The 22,544-nt window shown below is 73.2% G+C and carries 22 protein-coding genes and 1 tRNA gene; 11 read left to right on the top strand and 12 right to left on the bottom strand.

The window, feature by feature from the left end; genetic code table 11:
- Positions 1–529: 529 nt before the first annotated feature.
- Complete coding sequence (locus ACWD3O_RS05540; protein ID WP_451408491.1) at positions 530–1,531, bottom strand: sigma-70 family RNA polymerase sigma factor; 1,002 nt, start codon at positions 1,529–1,531, stop codon at positions 530–532.
- Between the two features lie 243 nt (positions 1,532–1,774).
- Between ACWD3O_RS05540 and ACWD3O_RS05535 the strand changes: the two genes are divergently transcribed.
- Positions 1,775–2,284: an N-acetyltransferase family protein gene (locus ACWD3O_RS05535; RefSeq protein WP_451414922.1), complete on the top strand. Its 510-nt coding sequence runs from the start codon at positions 1,775–1,777 to the stop codon at positions 2,282–2,284.
- A 62-nt stretch (positions 2,285–2,346) separates the two neighbouring features.
- Here ACWD3O_RS05535 and ACWD3O_RS05530 read toward each other — a convergent pair whose 3' ends face one another.
- Positions 2,347–3,072 carry a DUF6227 family protein gene (locus ACWD3O_RS05530; RefSeq protein WP_451414921.1) on the bottom strand — a complete coding sequence of 242 codons (726 nt, stop codon included), beginning with the start codon at positions 3,070–3,072 and terminating at the stop codon, positions 2,347–2,349.
- Positions 3,073–3,235: 163 nt separating this feature from the next.
- Here ACWD3O_RS05530 and ACWD3O_RS05525 point away from each other — a divergent pair, with 163 nt between their 5' ends.
- A complete protein-coding gene (locus ACWD3O_RS05525; RefSeq protein WP_451415050.1) occupies positions 3,236–3,577 on the top strand; it encodes a hypothetical protein in 342 nt (113 codons plus the stop codon).
- 11 nt (positions 3,578–3,588) lie between these two features.
- Here ACWD3O_RS05525 and ACWD3O_RS05520 read toward each other — a convergent pair whose 3' ends face one another.
- From ACWD3O_RS05520 to ACWD3O_RS05505, 4 genes are all read right to left on the bottom strand, one after another.
- Positions 3,589–4,200, bottom strand: coding sequence for a hypothetical protein (locus ACWD3O_RS05520; protein ID WP_451414920.1), 612 nt, complete (start codon positions 4,198–4,200; stop codon positions 3,589–3,591).
- 86 nt (positions 4,201–4,286) lie between these two features.
- Positions 4,287–5,129: an S-methyl-5'-thioadenosine phosphorylase gene (locus ACWD3O_RS05515; protein WP_451414919.1), complete on the bottom strand. Its 843-nt coding sequence runs from the start codon at positions 5,127–5,129 to the stop codon at positions 4,287–4,289.
- A 272-nt stretch (positions 5,130–5,401) separates the two neighbouring features.
- Positions 5,402–5,740 carry an FmdB family zinc ribbon protein gene (locus ACWD3O_RS05510; RefSeq protein WP_451408495.1) on the bottom strand — a complete coding sequence of 113 codons (339 nt, stop codon included), beginning with the start codon at positions 5,738–5,740 and terminating at the stop codon, positions 5,402–5,404.
- A gap of 216 nt (positions 5,741–5,956) precedes the next feature.
- Entirely contained in the window at positions 5,957–7,456 is a 1,500-nt protein-coding gene (locus ACWD3O_RS05505; RefSeq protein ID WP_451409014.1) for a potassium/proton antiporter, read from the bottom strand.
- 419 nt (positions 7,457–7,875) lie between these two features.
- Here ACWD3O_RS05505 and ACWD3O_RS05500 point away from each other — a divergent pair, with 419 nt between their 5' ends.
- Complete coding sequence (locus ACWD3O_RS05500; protein WP_451414918.1) at positions 7,876–10,635, top strand: penicillin acylase family protein; 2,760 nt, start codon at positions 7,876–7,878, stop codon at positions 10,633–10,635.
- A 92-nt stretch (positions 10,636–10,727) separates the two neighbouring features.
- Here the strand turns inward: ACWD3O_RS05500 and ACWD3O_RS05495 are convergent, their stop codons facing one another.
- Positions 10,728–11,306 (bottom strand): 5-formyltetrahydrofolate cyclo-ligase, encoded by a 579-nt coding sequence (locus tag ACWD3O_RS05495; RefSeq protein WP_451415039.1) that lies wholly within the window; start codon positions 11,304–11,306, stop codon positions 10,728–10,730.
- A gap of 159 nt (positions 11,307–11,465) precedes the next feature.
- Here ACWD3O_RS05495 and galU point away from each other — a divergent pair, with 159 nt between their 5' ends.
- The 7 genes from galU to ACWD3O_RS05460 all read left to right on the top strand — a co-directional run bounded on the left by galU (position 11,466) and on the right by ACWD3O_RS05460 (position 17,260).
- Positions 11,466–12,368, top strand: coding sequence for a UTP--glucose-1-phosphate uridylyltransferase GalU (galU, locus tag ACWD3O_RS05490; RefSeq protein WP_451408497.1), 903 nt, complete (start codon positions 11,466–11,468; stop codon positions 12,366–12,368).
- 5 nt (positions 12,369–12,373) lie between these two features.
- Positions 12,374–13,753 carry a molybdotransferase-like divisome protein Glp gene (glp, locus tag ACWD3O_RS05485; protein ID WP_451408498.1) on the top strand — a complete coding sequence of 460 codons (1,380 nt, stop codon included), beginning with the start codon at positions 12,374–12,376 and terminating at the stop codon, positions 13,751–13,753.
- Positions 13,754–13,856: 103 nt separating this feature from the next.
- On the top strand, positions 13,857–14,336 hold the full coding sequence (gene moaC, locus ACWD3O_RS05480; RefSeq protein ID WP_451414917.1) for a cyclic pyranopterin monophosphate synthase MoaC: 480 nt from the start codon (positions 13,857–13,859) through the stop codon (positions 14,334–14,336).
- Between the two features lie 71 nt (positions 14,337–14,407).
- Entirely contained in the window at positions 14,408–14,887 is a 480-nt protein-coding gene (locus tag ACWD3O_RS05475) for a MogA/MoaB family molybdenum cofactor biosynthesis protein (RefSeq protein WP_451409016.1), read from the top strand.
- Between the two features lie 17 nt (positions 14,888–14,904).
- Positions 14,905–15,504: a GNAT family N-acetyltransferase gene (locus tag ACWD3O_RS05470; RefSeq protein ID WP_451414916.1), complete on the top strand. Its 600-nt coding sequence runs from the start codon at positions 14,905–14,907 to the stop codon at positions 15,502–15,504.
- Positions 15,505–15,701: 197 nt separating this feature from the next.
- Positions 15,702–17,063, top strand: a complete 1,362-nt coding sequence (locus ACWD3O_RS05465) for a hypothetical protein (RefSeq protein ID WP_451414915.1) — start codon at positions 15,702–15,704, stop codon at positions 17,061–17,063.
- A gap of 123 nt (positions 17,064–17,186) precedes the next feature.
- Positions 17,187–17,260 (top strand) — tRNA-Ala (locus ACWD3O_RS05460).
- A gap of 138 nt (positions 17,261–17,398) precedes the next feature.
- Here ACWD3O_RS05460 and ACWD3O_RS05455 read toward each other — a convergent pair.
- Positions 17,399–17,875: a GNAT family N-acetyltransferase gene (locus ACWD3O_RS05455; protein ID WP_451414914.1), complete on the bottom strand. Its 477-nt coding sequence runs from the start codon at positions 17,873–17,875 to the stop codon at positions 17,399–17,401.
- 88 nt (positions 17,876–17,963) lie between these two features.
- On the opposite strand from ACWD3O_RS05455, the gene ACWD3O_RS05450 reads away from it, so the two are divergent.
- Positions 17,964–18,767 carry an exodeoxyribonuclease III gene (locus tag ACWD3O_RS05450; RefSeq protein WP_451414913.1) on the top strand — a complete coding sequence of 268 codons (804 nt, stop codon included), beginning with the start codon at positions 17,964–17,966 and terminating at the stop codon, positions 18,765–18,767.
- A gap of 88 nt (positions 18,768–18,855) precedes the next feature.
- Here ACWD3O_RS05450 and ACWD3O_RS05445 read toward each other — a convergent pair whose 3' ends face one another.
- The 4 genes from ACWD3O_RS05445 to ACWD3O_RS05430 form a co-directional block, all read right to left on the bottom strand.
- On the bottom strand, positions 18,856–19,038 hold the full coding sequence (locus ACWD3O_RS05445) for a hypothetical protein (protein ID WP_451408504.1): 183 nt from the start codon (positions 19,036–19,038) through the stop codon (positions 18,856–18,858).
- 80 nt (positions 19,039–19,118) lie between these two features.
- Positions 19,119–20,006 (bottom strand): SDR family oxidoreductase, encoded by an 888-nt coding sequence (locus ACWD3O_RS05440; protein ID WP_451414912.1) that lies wholly within the window; start codon positions 20,004–20,006, stop codon positions 19,119–19,121.
- Positions 20,003–20,971: an alpha/beta fold hydrolase gene (locus tag ACWD3O_RS05435; RefSeq protein ID WP_451414911.1), complete on the bottom strand. Its 969-nt coding sequence runs from the start codon at positions 20,969–20,971 to the stop codon at positions 20,003–20,005. Before ACWD3O_RS05435 ends, ACWD3O_RS05440 begins: the two co-directional genes overlap by 4 nt.
- Positions 20,968–22,497, bottom strand: a complete 1,530-nt coding sequence (locus ACWD3O_RS05430) for a flavin-containing monooxygenase (protein WP_451414910.1) — start codon at positions 22,495–22,497, stop codon at positions 20,968–20,970. Before ACWD3O_RS05430 ends, ACWD3O_RS05435 begins: the two co-directional genes overlap by 4 nt.
- Positions 22,498–22,544: the final 47 nt, after the last annotated feature.

Raw genomic sequence — 22,544 nt, 5'->3', positions numbered from 1 at the left:
GCCGGTGCCGGGCGGTGCGGAGGCGGGGCGGGGGATGCGTCCGGGGACGCGCGGGCCGCCGGTGCCGGGCGGTGCGGAGGCGGGGCGGGGGATGCGTCCGGGGACGCGCGGGCCGCCGGTGCCGGGCGGTGCGGAGGCGGGGCGGGGGATGCGTGCGGAGCCGCGGGTGCCGGGCGGTGCGGCGTGTGCCGGGCCGTGCGGAGGCGGGGCGGTGGGTGTGAGCGAGGGGCGCGCGTGCATCGGGCGGGCGGGGTCCCGGCGGCGTGTAGGCCCCGGCAGCTCGCAGCCCCCGGAGGCTGATGGCGTATAGCCCCGGGGCCGTGGCGTGCGTGGAAAAAGGGCCGGGCCCCGAGCGTCCAGGGGGGGAGAGGACGCCGAGGCCCGGCTGGCGGGACCCGGTGCCGGGGGGAGTGCACCGGGGCCCGGTTCTGGAGGGGCGGCCTGTAGGGGCCGGCCCCATTGTTGTGCCCGCGTTGGCCTGGGGTACGCCGCCCGCGAGGGACCGTTTTCCGCCGTTACGTCGAGACCGTCAGGCCGCGGCGTCGAACCCGGTGTCCCGGGCCAGCTTCTTCAGTTCCAGCAGCGCGTGCTTCTCGATCTGCCGGATCCGCTCACGGGTGAGGCCGTGCTCCTTGCCCACCTCTGTCAGCGTACGCTCCCGGCCGTCCTCGATGCCGTAGCGCATCTTGATGATCGAGGCCGTGCGCTGGTCGAGGTGGTTGATCAGCTCGTCGAGCTCCTCGCTGCGCAGCAGGGTCAGCACCGACTGCTCCGGCGACACCGCGGAGGTGTCCTCGAGCAGGTCGCCGAACTGGGTCTCGCCCTCGTCGTCCACCGACATGTTCAGCGAGACCGGGTCGCGCGCCCAGTCCAGCACGTCCGTGATCCGCTCGGGGGTGGCGCCCAGCTCCTTGGCGATCTCGGCGGGCTCCGGCTCCCGGCCGTTCTCGCGGTTGAACTCACGCTGCACGCGGCGGATCCGGCCCAGCTCCTCCACCAGGTGGACGGGCAGACGGATCGTGCGCGACTGGTCGGCTATGGAACGGGTGATGGCCTGCCGGATCCACCAGGTCGCGTAGGTGGAGAACTTGAAGCCCTTGCGGTAGTCGAACTTCTCCACCGCGCGGACCAGGCCGGCGTTGCCCTCCTGGATCAGGTCCAGCAGCGGCAGCCCGCTGCGCGGGTACCGGCGGGCGACCGCCACCACCAGACGCAGGTTGGACCGGATGAAGACGTCCTTGGCCCGCTCACCCGCCTCCACCAGGAGCTCGAGCTCCTCGCGGTCGGCGTCGACCTTGGACTCCGCATCGCCGTCGAGGATCTGCTGGGCGTAGACGCCTGCCTCGATCGTCTCGGACAGCTCGACCTCCTTGGCGGCGTCGAGCAGCGGCGTACGCGCGATCTCGTCCAGGTACATGCCGACCAGGTCGCGGTCCGCGATCTCGCCGCCATGGGCGCGAACGCTGCGTGCCGCGTCGGACGTCCCGCCGGAGGTGGCGGACTTGCGACGGGCGACGGCACGGGTTGCCATGCGTGTGCTCCCTAACGATGGTGGGCGGGCGGTTTCGTACTGATGGACGCCGGCCTCCCGGGTGGTCGTCGACCACCCCCGGCGGGCTCGGCGCGACACTGAAGCTGTGAGCCTCACTGTCACCGGGTGCCCGGCATCCGTGGGATACAACGACCGGAATCGGGACAGAATTCCCGCCGGTCCGTCTCTTCGGCGGGAGATGCAGTACCCTGCCCGCCTGCAACCTGGAGGCGGAGGGGCACGGTGCGTGGCGAAGCGCAGGTCAGAGCCGGTGACGACGGAGACCTCGGGGGCCTCACCGACATCTACAACCACTATGTGTGTGAGACGCCTTACACCTTCGACACGTTGCCCTTCACGCCCGAGCAACGACGTTCCTGGCTCGCCGCGTATTCCCTGCGGGGCCCGCACCGCCTGATGGTGGCGGAGGACGGCGGGACCGGGGAACTGCTCGGCTACGCCACCTCCGGCCGGTTCCGTCCGAAGCCGGCGTACCTGAGCTCGGTCGAGTGCACGGTGTACCTGGCGCCCGGCGCGACCGGGCGCGGCGTGGGCGCGCTGCTGTACGGGGCGCTGTTCGAGGCGCTGGCCGCGGAGGACGTGCACCGGGCCTACGCGGGCATCGTGCCGCCGAACGAGCCTTCCGAGAGGCTGCACCGCCGGTTCGGCTTCGAGCCGGTCGGGGTCTTCCGTGAGGTGGGCCGGAAGTTCGGCCGCTACTGGGACGTGGCCTGGTTCGAGAAACGGCTCTGAACGGCGGTCCCCGCGCCGGAACGCCGGTCCCGGAACGCCGAGCCCGACACGTGCCCGGAACGCTACGGGCCGACGCGCCGCTCCATGGCCGCCCGCGCCGCGGTCTCCGTCGGGTAGACCTCGCACATGTGGCGCCCGTCCGGCGTCGCCGTGTGCTCGACCTCCCACAGGGAGGCCCGCCGTCCGCCCGGAAGCAGGAAGGCGTGCTCGTAGAGGGACAGGCACAGCCCGGTGCCCGTCCGGCAGGGCGGGCCGAAGGCCTGGGAGATCTCGTGCGCGTAGGCCGTGCGCAGCGCGGAGGTCACCTCGGGCCCGGGCCGGTCCGGGTTCTCCGCGCGCCGCATCAGCCGACGCAGGTGGTCCGCCGAGTCGTCCGGCGCGTACGGCGGGTCGAAGGCCTCCGCCGGAGGCAGCCGCAACGGCGGCAGCCGCAGCGTGTCCAGCGGTGCCAGGACCGGCTCGTCGGCGGGCAGCGGCAGCCGGGCCACGGCCGTGGAGAGCTCCTCCTCGTCCGCGTAGACCTCGTGCCGCAGGCCTCCCGGGGCCGTGTTGTGGACCAGCTCCCACAGGGTCAGTGCCGAGCCGTCGCCGAGCAGCCAGGTGTGGCGGTGGGTCTCCCGGTAGAGGCCGGCGCTGTGGTGCGCGGACTGCAGCGAGCCGTCGTACGCCAGCGCGGAGCACAGCCGGGTCAGGACCTCGTCCGGCAGTTCGAAGGAGTTCAGGGCGCGGCCGAGGAGCCGTTCCAGATGCTCCTCCGGATACGCCGCCGTCTCGTACGGAACGCTCAAGGGTGCTCCCAGCGTCGCTGCTTGTCACCTTGTGGGTGCATACCGTAGCCCCTCCGTCGGACATCATGTCCGGGAACCGAGAAAACGTACGGTTGTAGAGACGCGGGAGCGGGTGTCCGGGTTGCCTGCCGCCGGGGGCGCACGCCGGTCGTAGTCTGGACGGATGAGTTCCTCCTCCGACGGCGCGCCCTCCGAACCTCGCGACAGCAGCCGGGACCGCGAAGACAGCCGGGGCGCCGACGCCGGCCGGGACGCCGACGGCACCGCTGGCACCGACGGCACCGCTGGCACCGACGGCACCGCTGGCACCGACGACACCGACGGCACCGACCGTGCCGACCGGGCCGAGCCGCGCGCGCCGAAGGCCGCGCTGGTCTTCGACGACCCGCTGGACCGGCAGAGCTCGGACGACACCGACCGCGGCTGGGGCGAGCGCCCCCGCGGCGAGGACGCCGCCGCCGACCTCCGCCGCTTCCTCGACGAGAAGCCGCCGCACCACCTCTGACCGCCGCCCGCTCACGGCCCGCCCCTGAGCGCCACCGCGAGCCGGTCCTCGGGCGCCGTGCCCAGCAGGCGCACCGCGGTGGGCCGGGGCACGGAGAGCACCACGAGCGCCCCACCCGCCGTGTCCACGCCCCCTGAGCGAGGGGTCAGGGCGACCCGCGCCTCCCGCGCCAGCACCCGAGGACGCCCCTGAGGTCCCGCGGCGATCACGTCGACCAGGTCCCCGGCACGCAGCAGGCCCGCGACGGCCGGATCGGCGAGCCGGACCGGCGCCCGCACCCGGGGCGGCCCGGCCGGCGGCGGAACGCCCCCCGGCCGCGCGTGCGAGGCGGGAGAGGCGGTCGGGGAGGCCGGAGCCGTGGGGCCGGGGGCCAGGGCGGTCACCACCGCCGCCGTGAGCACGGCGGCCGCCACCCGGGGCCAGGCCCTGGCCGGCCGGCCCGCGCCGAACCGGCCACCGGTCACGCGCAGCGGGGCGAACGGCGGGACGCTCCCGGGCGCGGGCACACCACCCGGCCCGTACCACCGCGGGGCCGCGGGGAGGGAACCGGTGCCGGAAGGGAGCGGAGGACGGGTGGACATGGACGGAGACGCCCCGCCGACGGGGCCGAAGTACTCGTTCATGGCCCCAGCCTGACCGCTGTCGTCAAGGCCTGCCGAAGCCTGTGGACGGCCTTTCGCCACCGTTGTCCACAGGTCACCCGGGAGGGTTACGGCAGCGCGAACCCCGGGTCCGCGCCGCCCAGCGCCCGGGCGCAGAGGCAGGTCCGCCCGTCCGTCGCCGGAAGCGCCGCCACCACGTCGAAGAGGAGGTCCCGCAGCCGGTCCACGTTGGCCCCGAACACCCGCAGCACCTCCTCGTGCGAGACGCCCTCGCCGGTCTCCGCGCCCGCGTCCAGGTCCGTGACCAGGGTCAGCGAGGTGTAGCAGAGCTCCAGTTCACGGGCGAGCGCCGCCTCCGGATGCCCCGTCATGCCGACCACCGACCACCCCTGGGCGGCGTGCCAGCGGGACTCGGCGCGGGAGGAGAAGCGGGGCCCCTCGACCACCACGAGCGTGCCGCCGTCCACCGCCTCCCACTCACGTCCGCGCGCGGCCTTCAGCGCCAGCGCGCGTCCGGCGGGGCAGTAGGGGTCGGCCAGCGAGACGTGGACGACGTGCGGGATCGTGCCGTCGGGCAGCGGAAGGCCGTCGAAGTAGGTGTCGGCGCGTGCTTTGGTGCGGTCGACGATCTGGTCGGGGACGAGCAGCGTGCCGGGACCGTACTCCGGGCGCAGCCCGCCCACCGCGCAGGGGCCGAGGACCTGCCGGACGCCCAGGGACCGCAGCGCCCAGAGGTTGGCGCGGTAGTTGATCCGGTGCGGCGGCAGGTGGTGCCCGCGGCCGTGCCGGGGGAGGAAGGCCACCCGGCGGCCGGCGACCTCGCCGACGAACAGGGAGTCACTGGGCGGCCCGTAGGGCGTCTCCACCGCGACCTTGGTCACGTCCTCGAGGAACGAGTAGAAGCCGGACCCGCCGATCACGCCTATCTCGGCACTCACCGTGTTCACCATGGCCCGCACCCTAGGCCCTCGGCCACGACCGGGGAACAGGCCCGAAACCCCTGCCCTGCCCCTGCCCCGGCCTCGGAAGCCCACCGCCGCCCCGCACAGCCGCCCGCCGCGCACAGGCTTCCACCCCCGCGCAGCCGCCCGCCGCGCACAGGCCCCCCCGCGTCCACGAACACCCGCCCCGCCCCGCGCCCGCCCCGCCGTACCCCCGACAAGCCGAAGGCCCCGCGCGGCCTCGACGGAGCGAGGGCGCGCGGGGCCCGGAACGGCGTGCGTCAGGCGGCCGAGCTGCTGCTCGACGAGGCCGTGGAGGCGGAGGCCGTGGACGTCGACGACGCGGTGGACGTCGAAGAGGTCGACGAGCTCGAGCTCGAGGAGCTGGTGGAGCTCGAGGACGAGGCGCCGGACTTCGCAGCCGGCGAGCTGCTGGACGACGAGCCGCGGCTGTCGTTGCGGTAGAAGCCGGAGCCCTTGAAGACGATGCCGACGGCCGAGAACACCTTCTTCAGGCGGCCCTGGCAGTTGGGGCACTCGGTCAGGGCATCGTCGGTGAACTTCTGCACCGCCTCGAGGCCCTCGCCGCACTCGGTGCACTGGTACTGGTACGTCGGCACTGTCTTCCTCCTGGCACTCTCACTCGATGAGTGCTAACGACGATCCATCTTGACGCATTCCTGGCCGTCAGTCCACTGCCGCACCCCGTCCGGTGACCGAAACCACTGCCACCGGACGCCGCCCGGACGCCGCGCGGACGCCGCGCGGACGCCGCGCGGACGCCGCCCGGGCGACGCCCGAACCGCACCGCCCGTCCAGGCGGGCCGCGAGGATCCTCACCGCGCGGCCCCGGACGTCCCCAGCCATCCCGCCAGCTTGCCGCCCCGGGCGACCGCCCGCAGCCGTCGCTCGGCGGCGTCCTGGACCCGGTCGGTGGCGACCACCAGCAGCTCGTCCCCCCGCTGCAGCACCGTGGTCGGCGACGGGACGAAGGAGTCGCCGCCCCGGACCACCAGGGTCACCGAGGCGCCCTCCGGCAGCCGGAGCTCGCTCACCTCGACGCCGTGCATGCGGGAGTCCTTGTCCACGGTCAGCGACAGCAGATGCCCGCGCAGCCGCTCCAGCGGCGCCGACTCGATGCCCAGGTCGGCGGCCTCGTTGTCGTCGCCCAGCCGCAACTTGCGGGCCAGCCAGGGCAGTGTCGGGCCCTGGATCAGCGTGTAGACCACGACCAGCACGAAGACGATGTTGAAGATCCGCCGGCTGCCCTCGACCCCGCCCACCATCGGGATGGTGGCCAGGATGATGGGTACCGCGCCCCGCAGCCCGGCCCAGGACATCAGCGTCTGCTGCCGCCAGGGCACCCGGAACGGCGACAGGCAGGCGAAGACGCTCAGCGGCCGGGCCACCATGGTGAGGACCAGGCCGATGACCAGTGCGGGCAGGATGTCGTCGCCCAGCTCACGCGGGTTGACCAGGAGTCCGAGCAGCACGAACATGCCGATCTGCGCGATCCAGCCGAGCCCGTCCGCGAAGCCGCGGGTGGCCGGATGGTGCGGCAGCCGGGCGTTGCCCAGCACCATCGAGGCCAGGTAGACGGCGAGGAATCCGCTGCCGTGCGCCATCGCGCCCGCCGCGTAGGCGGTCACCGCCATCGCCATCACGGCGATCGGGTAGAGACCGGAGGCGGGCAGCGCGACCCGGCGCAGCCCCCAGGCGCCCAGCCAGCCCACCGCGAGGCCGACGGCCGCGCCGATCGCCAGCTCCATCGCCATCTCGGCGAGCAGCAGGTACCAGTGCTCCACCGGTCCGGCTGTGGAGAAGGAGACGACCAGGATGACCACCGGGGCGTCGTTGAAGCCGGACTCGGCCTCCAGGGTGCCGGTGATGCGGGACGGCAGCGGTATGCGGCGCAGCACCGAGAAGACCGCCGCCGCGTCGGTCGAGGAGACCACCGCGCCCACGATCAGTGCCTGTCGCCACTCCAGTCCCGCCAGGTAGTGGGCGGCCGCGGCGGTCACCGCGACGCTGATGGCCACGCCGAGCGAGGCGAGAACGGCGGCGGACGGCAGCACCGGTTTGATCTGGCCCCACTTGGTGCCGAGTCCGCCCTCGGCGAGGATCACGACCAGGGCGGCGTAGCCGATGACCTGGGTCAGCGCGGCGTTGTCGAACTCGATGCCCGCGATGCCGTCGGAACCCAGCGCGATGCCGATGCCGAGGTAGATCAGCAGGCTGGGGAGTCCGCTGCGCGAGGACACGCGCACGGCGGCCACCGCCACCAGGAGGACGAGTGAGGCGCCGAGCAGAAGCTGGTTGAGGTGGTCGACAGTCAGTGGCGGCCTTCCCTTCCCTCCGAGGCGTGCGTGCGGACGAGGCGTGCAGCGAGGCGTGCGTGCGAAGCCGGGGTGTGCGCGCAGGTGCGCGAACGGGTGCGTCGAGCGGTGCGTGCGTCGAGCGGCGAACGCATCCAGCGGTACGCCCAGCGGTAAGTCTTTCGTTACCTTACCTAACTCTTGACGCTTTCTTGACGCGGTTCTTCACTTCCGGTGCCCCGCGGACGCCCCGGCCGGGGATCGCACCGGGACGAAGCGGACACCCCGCTCGCCCGATGCCACGGGTTCACAGACGCCGCGTCAAGCCGCCGCGCCCCGTGCGCCTATCGTTGCTCCAGCGCGACGACGGGCCTCCGTCGCCGCGCCCAGAACTGACCACCGCCCGCCCCGCCGCTCGCGTGAGGACAGCAAGGACAGCGATGCCCCCCAACACCACCGCCTCTTCCGGTCAGCAGTCCGGCAGGTCCGGCAGGAAGAAGGGGCGCAAAGCCCGACTCCTGGTCCTGCTCCTCGTCCTGGCGCTCATAGGCGGCCTGGTCTACGGCGGGTACTGGACGGTCAGCACCGTCCGTGCCTCGTTCCCGCAGACCAGCGGTGCGCTGACCCTCAAGGGCCTGTCCGGCCCGGTGGAGGTGCGGCGCGACGGCCAGGGTGTGCCGCACGTGTACGCCGACTCCGAGGAAGACCTGTTCATGGCGCAGGGCTTCGTCCAGGCGCAGGACCGCTTCTACGAGATGGACGTCCGCCGCCACCTGACCGCGGGCCGCCTGTCCGAGATGTTCGGCGCGAGCCAGGTCTCCACCGACGAGTTCCTGCGCACCCTCGGCTGGCGCCGCGTCGCGCAGCAGGAGTACGACAAGAAGCTGTCGGCCTCCACCAAGAAGTACCTCCAGGCGTACACCAAGGGTGTCAACGCCTACCTGGACGGCAAGGCCGCCGACGAACTCTCCCTCGAGTACGCGGCGCTGGCGCTCACCGGCGACTACACGCCCGAGCCGTGGACCCCGGTCGACTCGGTGGCCTGGCTGAAGGCGATGGCCTGGGACCTGCGCGGCAACATGCAGGACGAGATCGACCGTTCGCTGCTCACCAGCCGCCTCGACGCGGAGCAGATCGCCGACCTGTACCCGGGCTACCCGTTCGAGCGGAACAAGCCGATCGTGCAGGAGGGCGCCTACTCCGAGGCGACCGGCACCTGGGACCAGGGCGCCACGGCGGCCGAGGGCGCGCAGGGCGGCGCGGCGGCCGGCCTGCCGGGCGTCGCGGCCGAGGACGCGGCCGGGCTGCAGTCGCAGCTCGCCGGGCTCTACGGCGCGCTGGAGAAGCTGCCCACCGCGGTCGGCGTCAACGGCAACGGCATCGGGTCCAACTCCTGGGTGATCTCCGGCGAGCACACGGTGGGCGGCGCTCCCCTGCTGGCCAACGACCCGCACCTGTCGCCCGCGCTGCCCTCGGTCTGGTACCAGATGGGCCTGCACTGCCGCACCGTCTCCGAGAACTGCCGGTACGACGTCTCCGGGTACACCTTCTCCGGCATGCCCGGTGTGATCATCGGCCACAACCAGGAGATCGCCTGGGGCTTCACCAACTCCGGCGTCGACGTCAGCGACCTGTACCTGCAGAAGGTCAGCCCCGAGGGCTACCAGTACGACGGCAAGACGGTCCCGTTCCGGACCCGCGAGGAGACCATCAAGGTCGCCGGCGGATCCGACAAGAAGATCGTCGTCCGGGAGACCAACAACGGGCCGCTGCTCTCCGACCGCGACGACGAGCTGGTCCAGGTCGGCAAGAAGGCCGGCGTCGGCTCCGGTTCACCGGACCGGGGCGACGGCTACGGCGTCTCGCTGCGGTGGACCGCGCTCGACGCGGGCCGCACCATGGACGCCGTCTTCGCGATGAACACCGCGGGGAACTGGGAGGACTTCCGGGCCGCCGCCGCGCTGTTCGAGGTGCCCTCGCAGAACCTGGTCTACGCGGACCGCAAGAACATCGGCTACCAGCTGCCGGGCCGCATCCCGGTCCGCGCCGAGGGCCACGACGGCTCGCTGCCGGCGCCCGGCTGGGACTCCGGCTCCCGCTGGACCGGCTGGATCGACCAGGACGAGCTGCCCTACGAGTACAACCCGGAGCGCGGCTACATCGTCACCGCCAACCAGGCCGTCGTCGACGAGGAGAAGTACCCGTACCTGCTCACCGGCGACTGGTCCTACGGCGCGCGCAGCCAGCGGATCAACGACCTGATCAAGGCGAAGACCGAGGGCGGCGGGAAGATCTCGACCGAGGACATGCGCGAGATGCAGATGGACAGCAGCAGCGAGATCGCCAAGCTGCTGGTGCCCGAGCTGCTGAAGATCGACCCCGAGGACGAGGACGTCCGCGACGCGCAGGAACTGCTGGAGCACTGGGACCGCACCCAGACGCCGGACTCGGCGGCGGCCGCGTACTTCAACGCGGTGTGGCGGAACCTGCTGCGGCTGGCGTTCGGCAACAAGCTGCCGAAGGAGCTGCGGGTCGAGGGCCAGTGCCTGTGGGTGGAGCCGGTGAACACCACCGGGCCCGCGGAGGAGGCCGGCAAGGTCCGCGAGTGCGGGCAGCGCAGCGCCACGCAGGCGCAGCCGGACGGCGGCGACCGGTGGTTCGAGGTCGTGCGCGAGCTGCTGGACGAGCCGGACAGCGCGTGGTGGACCACCGGCGAGACGGCCAGCGGGCGGCCCTCGGCGGACAACCGCGACGAGCTGCTGCGGCGGGCGATGATCGACGCGCGCTGGGAGCTGACCGCCAAGCTCGGCAAGAACATGGACACCTGGAGCTGGGGCCGGCTGCACACGCTGTACCTCAAGAACCAGACCATGGGCACGGCCGGTCCCGGCTTCCTGCAGCACATGCTCAACCGCGGGCCCTGGGAGCTGGGCGGCGGCGAGTCCACCGTCAACGCGACCGGGTGGAACGCGGCCGGCGGGTACGGGGTGGTCTGGGTGCCGTCCATGCGGATGGTCGTGAACCTCGGCGACCTCGACAAGTCGAAGTGGATCAACCTCACCGGCGCGTCGGGTCACGCGTACAGCTCGCACTACGTGGATCAGACGGACGCGTGGGTGAAGGGGGAGCTGTACGACTGGGCGTTCTCCGAGGCCGCGGTGGAGCGGGCCACGAAGGACACGCTCACCCTCAAGCCGTAACCCCCGCTTCCTTCGCCTCCACGGGGCGGCTCCCTCCCAGGGAGCCGCCCCGTGGTCTTCGCGGCCCTCGGCTTCGCTCGAGCAGGTGGGCGTCAGGGGAAGTGGTGGACGGCGGAGGGGGTGAGGGCGGTGGTGACGGGGCGGTCGTGGGGGTCGGTGGGGACGGTGTCGCGGAGTTCGGTGTCGTGGAGGAGGACCACCAACGCCGGAGCCGCCCCCGCCGCGTCGAGCCGCGCGAGCACCCGGTCGTAGGAACCGCCGCCCCGGCCCAGCCGCATCCCGCGGCGGTCCACCGCGAGACCGGGCAGCAGCACCACGTCCGCGTCGAGGACCGCGTCCACCCCGGCCCGCGCGCCCCCCGGCTCCAGCAGCGTCATCCGCCCCGCCCCCAGCGGGACCTCCACCAGCGACCCCGGGCCCTCGTAGACGCCCCAGTCGAGGTCGTCGTCCTCCCGCAGCACCGGCAGCAGCACCCGCACCCCCCGTTCCCGCAACGCGTCCAGCAGCGTCCGGGTCCCCGGCTCGGAGCCCACCGAGACGTACGCGGCGACCACCTTCGCCCCCGCCACCGCCGGCAGCTCCAGCGCCCGCGCGGTCAGCGCGCGTTCCGCCTCCCGGCGCTCGCCCTCCGGCAACCTTCTCCTCGCCCGGAGGATCTCCGCGCGCAACATTTCTTTGGCACTGTCGTTCGCCACTGTCCACCTCTTCCTGCCCGGCCCGACGCTCCACCGCCGCACGAACGGTTCTGTTTTCCCCCCGAATGCAGCCATATGACGCGGAATCGAATGGAGCTCCCGATTCCGTACAACTCAATGGATATGGTTGCGAACATGATGAAGGCACATCCTCGGATCAGTAAGGCTGTCATCCCGGCGGCCGGTCTCGGCACGCGGTTCCTTCCGGCCACCAAGGCGACGCCCAAGGAGATGCTCCCGGTCGTCGACAAGCCGGCGATCCAGTACGTCGTCGAGGAGGCCGTCCAGGCCAGCCTGCGGGACGTGCTGATGGTCACCGGCCGCAACAAGCGCCCGCTCGAGGACCACTTCGACCGCAACTACGAACTGGAGAACGCCCTCGAACGCAAGGGCGACAGCGACCGGCTGGCCCGGGTCCAGGAGCCCACGGACCTCGCCACCATCCACTACGTCCGCCAGGGCGACCCCCGGGGCCTCGGCCACGCCGTGCTCTGCGCCGCCCCGCACGTCGGTGACGAGCCGTTCGCCGTGCTCCTCGGCGACGACCTCATCGACCCGCGCGACCCGCTGCTGGCCCGCATGATCGACGTGCAGGCGGAGTACGGCGGCAGCGTCATCGCGCTGATGGAGGTCGACCCGGCCCAGATCCACCTCTACGGCTGTGCCGCCGTCGAGTACACCAAGGACGCCGACGTGACCCGGGTGACCGGCCTGGTCGAGAAGCCGGACCCGTCCGACGCGCCCTCCGCCTACGCCGTCATCGGCCGGTACGTGCTTGACCCGGGCATCTTCGACGTGCTGCGCCGCACCGAGCCCGGCCGCGGCGGAGAGATCCAGCTGACCGACGCCCTCCAGCACCTGGCGGCCGACGAGTCCATCGCCGGCCCCGTCCACGGCGTCGTCTTCAAGGGCCGCCGCTATGACACCGGCGACCGTGGCGACTATCTGCGTGCGATTGTCCGACTGGCATGCGAACGTGAGGACCTGGGACCGGACTTCCGGACCTGGCTCCGCCGATTCGTAGCCGAGGAGATGTAACGGACTTGAGCACCACCGCGCCCCGCAGCACCACGCCGGACCAGGACCGTGCACAGGCGGACCGTGCGCAGGCGGACCGTCTGTGGACGGTGGAGGAGCACCTCGAGGACATCCTCTCCACCGTCCGCCCCCTGGAGCCGATCGAGCTGCAACTGCTCGACGCCCAGGGGTGTGTCCTCGTCGAGGACGTGACGGTCCCGGTCGCGCTGCCGCCGTTCGACAACAGCTCGATGGACGGCTACGCGGTCCGCGTCGCGGACGTCGAGGGCGCGAGCGAGGAGTTCCCCGCCGTGCTCGACGTGGTGGGGGACGTGGCGGCCGGCCAGGAGCCCGGGCTGCGGGTGGGCCCGGGGCAGGCCGCCCGCATCATGACCGGCGCGCCCCTGCCGCCCGGTGCCGAGACCGTCGTCCCCGTCGAATGGACCGACGGGGGTCTCGGGGCCGGGCCGGCCACCGGCATGCGTGCCCGCAGCCGGGCGCCCGAGGGCGCCTCCGGCCAGGTCCGGGTGCACCGGCCCGCCGAGGCCGGGGCGCACGTCCGCCGGGCCGGCAGCGACATGAAGGCCGGCGACCGGGCCCTCACCGCGGGCACCGTGCTGGGACCGGCGCAGCTCGCCCTGCTCGCCTCCGTGGGCCGGGCGACGGCCAAGGTCCACCCGCGCCCGCGGGTCGTGGTCCTCTCCACCGGGAGCGAACTCGTGCCGCCCGGCGAGCCGCTGAAGGCCGGGCAGATCCACGACTCCAACAGCTTCGCCCTCACCGCCGCCGCCCGCGAGGCCGGCGCCATCGCCTACCGGGTGGGCGCGGTCGCCGACGACGCGGAGACGCTGCGCACCAGCGTCGACGACCAACTGGTCCGCGCCGACCTGCTGGTGACCAGCGGAGGCGTCAGCGTGGGCGCCTACGACGTGGTCAAGGAGGCGCTCACCGCGCCCGAGCCGGTGGACGGCGACGACGACGAGCCGGTCGCCCCGGGGGTCGACTTCCGCCGCGTCGCCATGCAGCCCGGCAAGCCGCAGGGCTTCGGGCTGATCGGGCCGGACCACACGCCGGTGCTGACGCTGCCGGGCAACCCGGTGTCGTCGTTCGTCTCCTTCGAGATCTTCGTGCGGCCGGTGATCCGCGCGCTGATGGGGCTGCCCGAGGACCAGCTCCACCGGCCGCGGGTCCGCGCCGCCCTGACCGCGGACCGGGCGCTCTCCTCCCCGCCGGGCCGCCGCCAGTTCCTGCGCGGACGCCTCGACGGCGACCGGGTCACCCCGGTCGGCGGGGCGAGCTCGCACCTGGTCGGCGCGCTCGCGCGGGCCGACGCGCTGATCGTGGTGCCCGAGGACGTCACCTCGGTGGAGCCCGGTGAGGACGTCGAGGTGGTCCTGCTCGGCTGACGGGCCGGTCCTGGCGGTACCGTGGCGCGCAGCGCCGAACGCGGGGCACGGCACCCCGGCCCCGTACGACCGACCGCCCTGAACGACGAAGGACGCCTTCCGCATGGGTACGCAGGATCGACTGACCCACATCGACGAGGCGGGCGCCGCCCGCATGGTCGACGTCTCCGGGAAGGACGTGACCGCCCGCACCGCCCGCGCGAGCGGCCGTGTCCTGGTCCACCCCCGGGTGGTGGAACTGCTGCGCGGCGAGGGCGTGCCCAAGGGCGACGCCCTGGCCACCGCGCGGATCGCCGGGATCATGGGGGCCAAGAAGACCCCCGAACTGATCCCGCTCTGCCACCCCCTGGCCCTCTCCGGGGTGAAGCTGGACCTCGCGGTCACCGACGACGCGGTGGAGATCACCGCGACCGTGCGGACCACCGACCGCACGGGCGTGGAGATGGAGGCGCTCACCGCCGTCACCGTCGCCGCGCTCACCGTGGTCGACATGGTCAAGGCGGTCGACAAGGGCGCCGTCATCACCGACGTGCGCGTCGAGGAGAAGACCGGCGGCAAGTCCGGCGAGTGGAGGCGGGCGTGACGGCGGCTCCGGAACCGGCCGGCGGACCCGGCGCCCGCGCCCGCAGGGGACTCGCCCAAGCCCGCAGGGGACTGGTCGTCACCGCCTCCAACCGGGCCGCGGCCGGGGTCTACGAGGACCGCGGCGGCCCGCTCCTGGCGGCCGGCCTGGAACGGCTCGGCTTCGCCGTGGACGGCCCCGTGGTGGTGCCCGACGGCGACCCGGTGGAGGCCGCGCTGCGGGACGCCGTGGCGGCCGGCTACGACGTGGTCCTCACCACCGGCGGCACCGGCGTCTCGCCCACCGACCGCACCCCCGAGGCCACCCGCCGGGTCGTCGACCACGAGGTCCCCGGCATCCCCGAGGCGATCCGCGCGTACGGCCGCGGGAAGGTGCCCACCGCCGCGCTCTCCCGGGGCATCGCCGGTGTCGCGGGCTCCACCCTGATCGTCAACCTCCCCGGGTCCACCGGAGGGGTGAAGGACGGGCTCGCCGTCCTGGAGGACCTGCTCCCGCACGCCGTGGACCAGCTCCGCGGCGGTGACCACCCGTCGTCCGGGGGTGCCAGCTGAACGGCCTGGTCCGGCCCGTGAGCCTGGAGCACGGAGACGTCCGGCTGCGCCCGATGCGGATGCGCGACCAGGCCGACTGGCGCGAGGTCAACCGGCGCAACCGGGAGTGGCTGCGCCGCTGGGAGGCCACCATCCCGCCGCCGCTGCCGGGCGCCCCGGCCATCCAGCGGCCCACCTTCCGGCAGATGGTCCGCCACCTGCGCTCCGAGGCGCGGGCCGGGCGGATGATGCCCTGGGTCGTCGAGTACCAGGGGCGGCTGGCCGGGCAGCTGACGGTGGGCAGCATCACCTGGGGCTCCATGTGCTCCGGGAACATCGGGTACTGGGTGGACGAGGCGGTGGCCGGCCGCGGGGTGATGCCGACGGCGGTGGCGCTCGCCGCGGACCACAGCTTCCGGGCCGTGGGACTGCACCGGCTGGAGGTCTGCATTCGCCCGGAGAACGGGCCGAGCCGGCGCGTGGTGGAGAAACTCGGATTCCGCGAGGAAGGGCTGCGGCCGCGCTATCTCCACATCGACGGCGACTGGCGCGACCATCTGGTCTACGCGCTCACCGTGGAAGAGGTCCCCGAAGGGATGATGACGCGTCTGTCCAGGTTGGGCGGCCGGACCCGGTGAACGGTAGGACGCTCGCCGGTAATTGAATAAGTGTTCGAATTTGTGTCCAACGTGATCACGTTTGGGCGTCTGAATTCACGCTTCCGGCGGCCTGTGATCACATCGGTCGCGTAAAAGGCTCGAAATATCAGCCGAATCGTGCGACACACCGGGTGAATAGGCAGATGGCCTCACCCGAACCGCTCTACCGTGTGACTGTGAGCAGCAGCGGCCTCATCTACGCAGTCATTGTCGGGGCCTGGGCCGCCTACTTGGTGCCGATGTGGCTCCGTAGGCAGGACGAGCTGAACGAGGCCCGTCCGACGGAACGCTTCAGCACCGCCATCCGGCTGCTGTCCGGAAGGGCGGGGATGGAGCGCCGTTACGCCAAGGACCTCGCGCGCTCCGCCGACGAGGCGGAGCCCGGGCCCGACGTGGTCGACCCGGACGCCGTGACCGACTCGGTCGACGTCCGGGCCTTCGCCGTACCCCCGGACGGTCCCGGGTCCGGCGGGCCGGAGCGTCGCCGCGGGGAGCCCCCCGCCTCCCGCCGGCGTCCCGTGCCGGCCGAGCCGCCGGCCGGAACGGACGCCGGGCGACCCGGCCGCCCCGAGCGGGGCGAGCGGGTCGATCGGGGCGAGCGGGCGGAACGGGGCGAGCGAGGCGACCGGGCCGACCGAGGCGACCGGGCCGGACGGGTCGCCGCGGAGCGGGAGGAGGCGGAGGTCGCGCGGGCGCGGGTCGCGCGCACCAGAGTGCTGGCCCGCAGACGCCGCACCATCACCGTCCTCTTCATGGTCTTCACCGTCGGCGCGGTGGCCGCCGCGGTCGGCGGAGTGGCGTTCCTCTGGGCGCCCGCCGTACCGGCCGTGCTGCTCAGCGTCTACATCGCCTACCTGCGCACGCAGGAACGCCGCCGCTTCGCCTACCGCATGGACCGCGGTCAGGCCGAGGAGGCGGCGCGCCGCGTCCGGGAGCGGGGGCGTGAGCGGGACCGGGAGCGCGGCGGCCGCCGCCGTCCCCGCCCCTCCGCGGAACCGGCCACCGACGGCCGCACCGAACGGATCGGCCCCCGGGCCCCCCGGCCCGGCGTCGAGCGGTCCGCCGTCCGGCCGGGCGAGGCGCCGCGGGAGGACGAGGGCCACGACCCGGGTCCCGCCACGCTCTCCTCCCTCGCCGCGGACCGGCTGGCCCTGATCGAGCAGACCGACCACGCCGAGTGGGTCGACCAGCAGCGTGAGCCGGAGCGGGAGGAGGGGCCGGCCGACGGCTGGGAGCCGGTGCCGGTCCCGCTGCCGACCTATGTCACCGCCCCGGTGGCCCCCCGCGCGACCTCCGACCTCGACCTCACGGACGACGCGTGGAGCTCGGCCCGTGCCGCGCTCGACCCGGAGCGGCACGAGCGGCCCGCCGCGCCGGAGGAGTCGGCGGGGCACGCCGAGGCGGCCGCGCCGCCCCCGGCCCAGCCGGAGTCCCGGGGCCGGTCCGGCGCCCGCCGCGGCCGGGGCCGGGGACGCACCCCGCTCTTCGACCAGTACGCGGAGTCGGACCGGGACCGGCCGCGGGCGGCCAACGAGTAGACCTGGCCTCAATGCGTGGCCTCCAGGCGTGGCCTCCGGAGGTGGCGTCCGGCCTGCGGGTATCGCCCCGGGACGAAATTGCCAAGCACCCGGATGGGGATGCTAGAGTTTCACTCGTTGCAAGGGCCTGTGGCGCAGTCCGGTAGCGCACCTCGTTCGCATCGAGGGGGCCAGGGGTTCAAATCCCCTCAGGTCCACTGCACGACAAGATCCCGCCGATCTCACGATCGGACGGGATCTTCGTCGTTTCCGGCGCGGTGTCGTACCGGCGCGGAAGAGGCCCCGATCCGCTGACCGGCAGCGGATCGGGGCCTAGCCGGCCTTCGGGCCCGGGCTCAGAGCTGCTTGGCCATGCAGATGCTGTTCTCGTGGAAGCGGTAGTAGCCGAACTTCCGGCAGCGGTCGTAGCCGGAGGAGGCGTAGAGGGCGACGGCCTCCGGCTGCTGGTCGCCGGTCTCCAGGACCATGCGGGTGCGGCCGGCGGCGCGGGCGTCCTCCTCGAGCATCGCGAGGATGCGGCGGGCCAGGCCGAGGCCGCGGCACTGCTCGATCACGAACATCCGCTTCAGTTCCGCGTCGCCGTCGTCGTTGCCCTCGCCGTTCTCGTCCTGGGCGCGCCAGCCGCCGGTGGCGACCGGGCGGTCGCGGTCGTCGTAGGCGATCAGGAAGAGGCCGTTCGGCGGGCGGAAGTCGTCGGGGCGGAGCACGGTGGCGTCGCCGCCGTCGCCGTAGCGGCGCTGGTACTCGGCCTGGACCTCGTCGTTCAGCTTCACGGCGTCGGGGTGGTCGAAGGGGACGCTGCGGATGTTCATGGACACGGATCGTACTTTCGTGCGGGAGGGCCGGGGGCCGGGCGAACGGGTGGGCGGGTCTCGTCCAGTGTGCCGGTATTGTGCTCCGGTGCTCACCGTGACCTCCGTCAATGTCAATGGACTCCGTGCCGCCGCGAAGAAGGGCTTCGTCGAGTGGCTCGCGGAGACCTCCGCCGACGTGCTGTGCCTCCAGGAGGTGCGGGCCGAGCCCGAGCAGCTTCCGCAGGCCGCCGGGGCGCCCGAGGGCTGGCACGTCGTCCACGCGCCGGCCGCCGCCAAGGGCCGGGCGGGGGTCTCGCTCTACACCCGGCGCGAGCCGGACGCCGTGCGGACCGGGTTCGGGTCGGCGGAGTTCGACGGCAGCGGGCGGTACGTGGAGGCAGACCTGCCCGGCGTCACGGTCGCCAGCCTCTACCTGCCCTCCGGCGAGGTCGGCACGGAGCGGCAGGAGGAGAAGTACCGGTTCATGGATGCTTTCCTGCCCTACCTGAAGGCCCTGCGGGAGCGCGCGGCGGCCGACGGGCGGGAGGTGCTGGTCTGCGGGGACTGGAACATCGCCCACGAGGAGGCGGACCTCAGGAACTGGCGGGCCAACCGGAAGAACGCCGGCTTCCTCCCCGAGGAGCGCCAGTGGCTGACGCGGGTGCTGTCCGCGGGCGACGGCGGCTACGTCGACGTGATCCGCGCGCTGCACCCGGACATGGAGGGCCCGTACTCGTGGTGGTCCTACCGGGGCCGCGCCTTCGACAACGACTCCGGGTGGCGCATCGACCTGCACGCGGCGACCAAGGGGCTCGCCGACCGGGCCGTCTCGGGCCGCGTCGAGCGGGCCGCCACGCACGCCGAGCGCTGGTCGGACCACGCGCCGGTGACGGTGGTCTACGACCTCTGAGCAGCCCGAAGGGCGCCCCTCCGGGGAGGGGCGCCCTCGGTGCACGGCGTGCCGTGCGGGCCAGGCCAGGGGCCGGGCGAGCGACGCGTCAGATCGTGTCCTCGTCGTAGACGTCCTCGTCCGACGAGGAGCGGCGCGAGCGGTCGTCCTCGCGCTCCGGGGAACGGCGGGACGAGCGGTCGCCCATGTCGTCCCGCTTCTGGCCCATGCGCTGCTCGGCCTCCCGCTGGAGACGCTCGGCCTTGTCCTGGAACTGGTCCTTGATGCCCATGTGTGTTCACTCCCAAGAGTGGTGAGGGGATCGGGGCCCGACCAGCGTGACACGGCCGTGCACACAACGCATTTCGATCATCACACGCTGTTGCCGGACGCCCGTTCCTGCTGGTCGGCGGCGCCTCCGGCGCCCACCAGGCCGGTGCCGACCTCGTCCAGACGGTCGTCGAAACGGCGCACCTCGCGCGGCCCGATCGTGCCGATCAGGGTGGGCAGCGCGCCCCGGATCGACTGCATGCCGCGCAGCCACCACTGGGCGTAGATGTGCGCCGAGCGCCGCTCGATGCCGTCCACCAGCCGGTCCACGGCGGGGCCCAGCGGGTAGGTCTTGTTGGTCGGCCACGGCAGCCGCTTGCGCAGCTCGCGCATCACGTCGTCCTGGTCGGCGCCGCGGACCATGTCGGTGTCGGTCCACGACAGGTAGCCGACGCCCACGGCCACGCCCTTGTGGCCGACCTCGCCGCGCAGGCAGTGCGCGTACGCCTCGACGCCCGACTTGGAGGCGCAGTAGGCCGACATCATCGGCGCCGGGGTGAGGGCGGCGAGCGAGGCTATCTGCAGCAGGTAGCCGCGGGTCTCCAGCAGCGAGGGCAGGAAGGCCCGGGCGGTGACCGCCGAGCCGATCAGGTTGACCTCGACGACCCGGCGCCAGGCGGCCGGGTCGGAGTGCATCAGCGGGCCGCCGGTGGCGACGCCCGCGTTGGCGATCACGATGTCCACCCGGCCGAACCGCTCCTTGACCTCGGCCGCCACCTGGTTCATGGCGTCCTGGTCGGTGACGTCGGCGTGCCACCAGTCGCTCTCGGCGTACAGGCGCGAGGAGACCTCCTTGAGCCGCTCCGGCTCCAGGCCCACCAGCGCGACCTTCACGCCGCGCACCGACATCTTGCGGGCCAGCAGTTCGCCGACCCCGCGCGCGGCGCCGGTGATGACGGCGACCCGTCCTTCCAGGTTGACCTTGCTCATGCGGCGCTCTCCTCGGTGTGCTCGGGCTTCCCGCCGGTCGTGTCTTCGCCGGTCGTGAGGTACGCGGCGGCCAGTGCGCGGATGCGTTCGGTGACCAGGTCCGGCGCCTCGACGGGGGTCATGTGGCCGAGGCCCGGGAGTTCCGTCACGCCCAGGCAGTGGGGCAGTTCCTGGGCGAGGGTACGGGCGTGCACCGGCGGTGTCAGCCGGTCCCCGGTGCCCACGATCACCTCGGTGGGGACGTCCAACCGTCGTGCGCCCTCGGTCAGTTCGAGGGAGGACAGGACGTGGGACCAGGCGTGGCGGGCCTTGGTGGGGCAGGCGTGCACCACGCGGGCGCAGGCTTCCACCATCTGCGGCGTCGAACCGGCGCCCATGGTCCCGTACTTGAGGACCTTGCGGCTGACCGCCGTGGGGCGGCCGCCGATCGGCAGCGGGGAGCCCAGGATCTGCCCGGTCAGCCAGGTGCGGACCGCGCCGCGCCGCATCGGGACCACCGTCGACTCGGGGACGAGGACGGAGGCGCCGGTGGAGCAGAGCAGCACGGCCGCGGCGTGCTCCCGGAAGCCGGGGCGTCCGGAGGCCGCCATGACGGTCATGCCGCCCATGGAGTGGCCCGCGACCACCGCCTTCTCGCCGGGGGCGAGGGTGGCGGCGAGGACCGCCTCGAGGTCGTCGGCGAGCTGCTCGGTGCCCACGGGGGCGTGCAGCGCGCTCGCGCCGTGACCGCGCTGGTCGTAGGCGACGACCCGGAAGCGGCCGGACAGGTCGCGGATCTGCGCCGCCCAGAAGGCGACGGAGCAGGTCCAGCCGTGGGCCAGCACCACGGCGGGCGCGTCCTCGGGTCCGTGGACCTGGACGGCGATGCGGGCGCCGTCCGCGGAGAGGGCGGTCAGTTCGCGGGTGGGCGCGGGGGGCTCGTAGCGGCCGAGGCCGTTGACCTGGCCGGTGCGCGGGCCGCTCATGCCGCGGCCTCCACGGCGGCGGAGTCCGGGCCGGCCTGGGCGGCGGCGGGCTCGGGGCGGATCACGTCGTACTCCAGCAGGTCCACCCGGCGGGTGGCCCTGCGGAACTCGGAGGTGGTGCCCGGCCAGACGGTGGTGTTGCGGCCGCTCGCGTCCAGGTACCAGCTGGTGCAGCCGCCGGTGTTCCACACGGTCCGCTTCATCCGCTCCTGGACCCGGTCGGTCCAGGCGTCCTGCGCCGCGGGCCGCACGTCCAGCGCGGCCCGGCCGCCGAGGGTGTCCAGCTGCCGCATGTAGTCGGCGAGGTAGTTCAGCTGGGACTCGATCATCAGGATCATCGAGGAGTTGCCGAGGCCGGTGTTGGGGCCGATGACCAGCAGGAAGTTCGGGAAGCCGGCCGTGGTGGTGCCGCGCAGGCCCGCCATGCCGTCCTTCCAGGTCTCCGCCAGGGTCCGCCCCTCGGCGCCCACCGCGCGCTCGGCGATCGGCATGTCGGTGACGTGGAAACCGGTGCCGAAGACGATCGCGTCGGCCTCGGTCTCGGTGCCGTCGGAGGCCACCAGGGTGGAGCCCCTGATCTCGGCCAGGCCGCTCGCCACCACGTCCACATTCGGCTGCGCCAGCGCCGGGTAGTAGGCGTTGGAGAGCAGGATGCGCTTGCAGCCGATCCGGTAGTCGGGGGTCAGCTTGCGGCGCAGCGCCGGGTCCTTGATCGCCCGGTTCATGTTGGCCTTCGCCAGCTTCTCGACGACGCCGAGCATGTCGGGGTGCTTGGTGAACGCCTGGACCTGGAGCTCTCGGATGCCCCACAGGACGCCGCGGCGCATCTTGGTGGTGAGCGGCACGGCGCGGTGGATGCCGCGCTCCAGCCCGCCGATCGGGCGGTCCGCGCGGGGCATCACCCACGGGGGCGTGCGCTGCAGGACGGTGAGCCGGCCGACCTTCGGCTGGATCGCGGGCACGATCTGGATCGCCGAGGCGCCGGTGCCGACCATGGCGACGCGCTTGCCGGTCAGGTCGTAGTCGTGGTCCCACCGCGCGGAGTGGAAGACCTTCCCCGGGAAGGAGTCGATGCCGGGGACGTCCGGCAGCTTGGGGTCGGAGAGCGGGCCGGTGGCGTTGACCACGACGTCCGCGGTGAGGGTGCCGCCCTGCGTCTCGATCACCCAGCGCAGTTCCTGCTTGTCCCAGGTCATCCGCTCGACCTCGGAGTCGAAGCGGATGTGCGGCCGCAGCCCGAAGGTGTCGGCGACGTTCTCCAGGTAGGCGTGGATGTGCTGCTGGCCGGAGAAGGCGCGCGGCCAGTCCGGGTTGGGGGCGAAGGAGAACGAGTAGAGGTGCGAGGGCACGTCGCAGGCGCACCCCGGGTAGCTGTTGTCGCGCCAGGTGCCGCCGATGGCGGAGGCGCGTTCCAGCACGACGAAGTCGGTGATGCCCTCCCGGCGTAGCCGGACCGCGGCGCCGAGCCCGCCGAAACCGGCTCCGATCACCGCCACCCGTACGTGCTCGTGCTCGTAGTCGGCCATTGCGCCGCCTCCCGCGCTCTGTCTGGTCGTTGCCTGGGCCGTTCGAA

The sequence above is a fragment of the Streptomyces sp. NPDC002640 genome, from assembly GCF_053592575.1.
The sequence above is the reverse complement of the archived record's forward strand: the minus strand, read 5'-3'. Positions and strand labels throughout refer to the sequence as shown.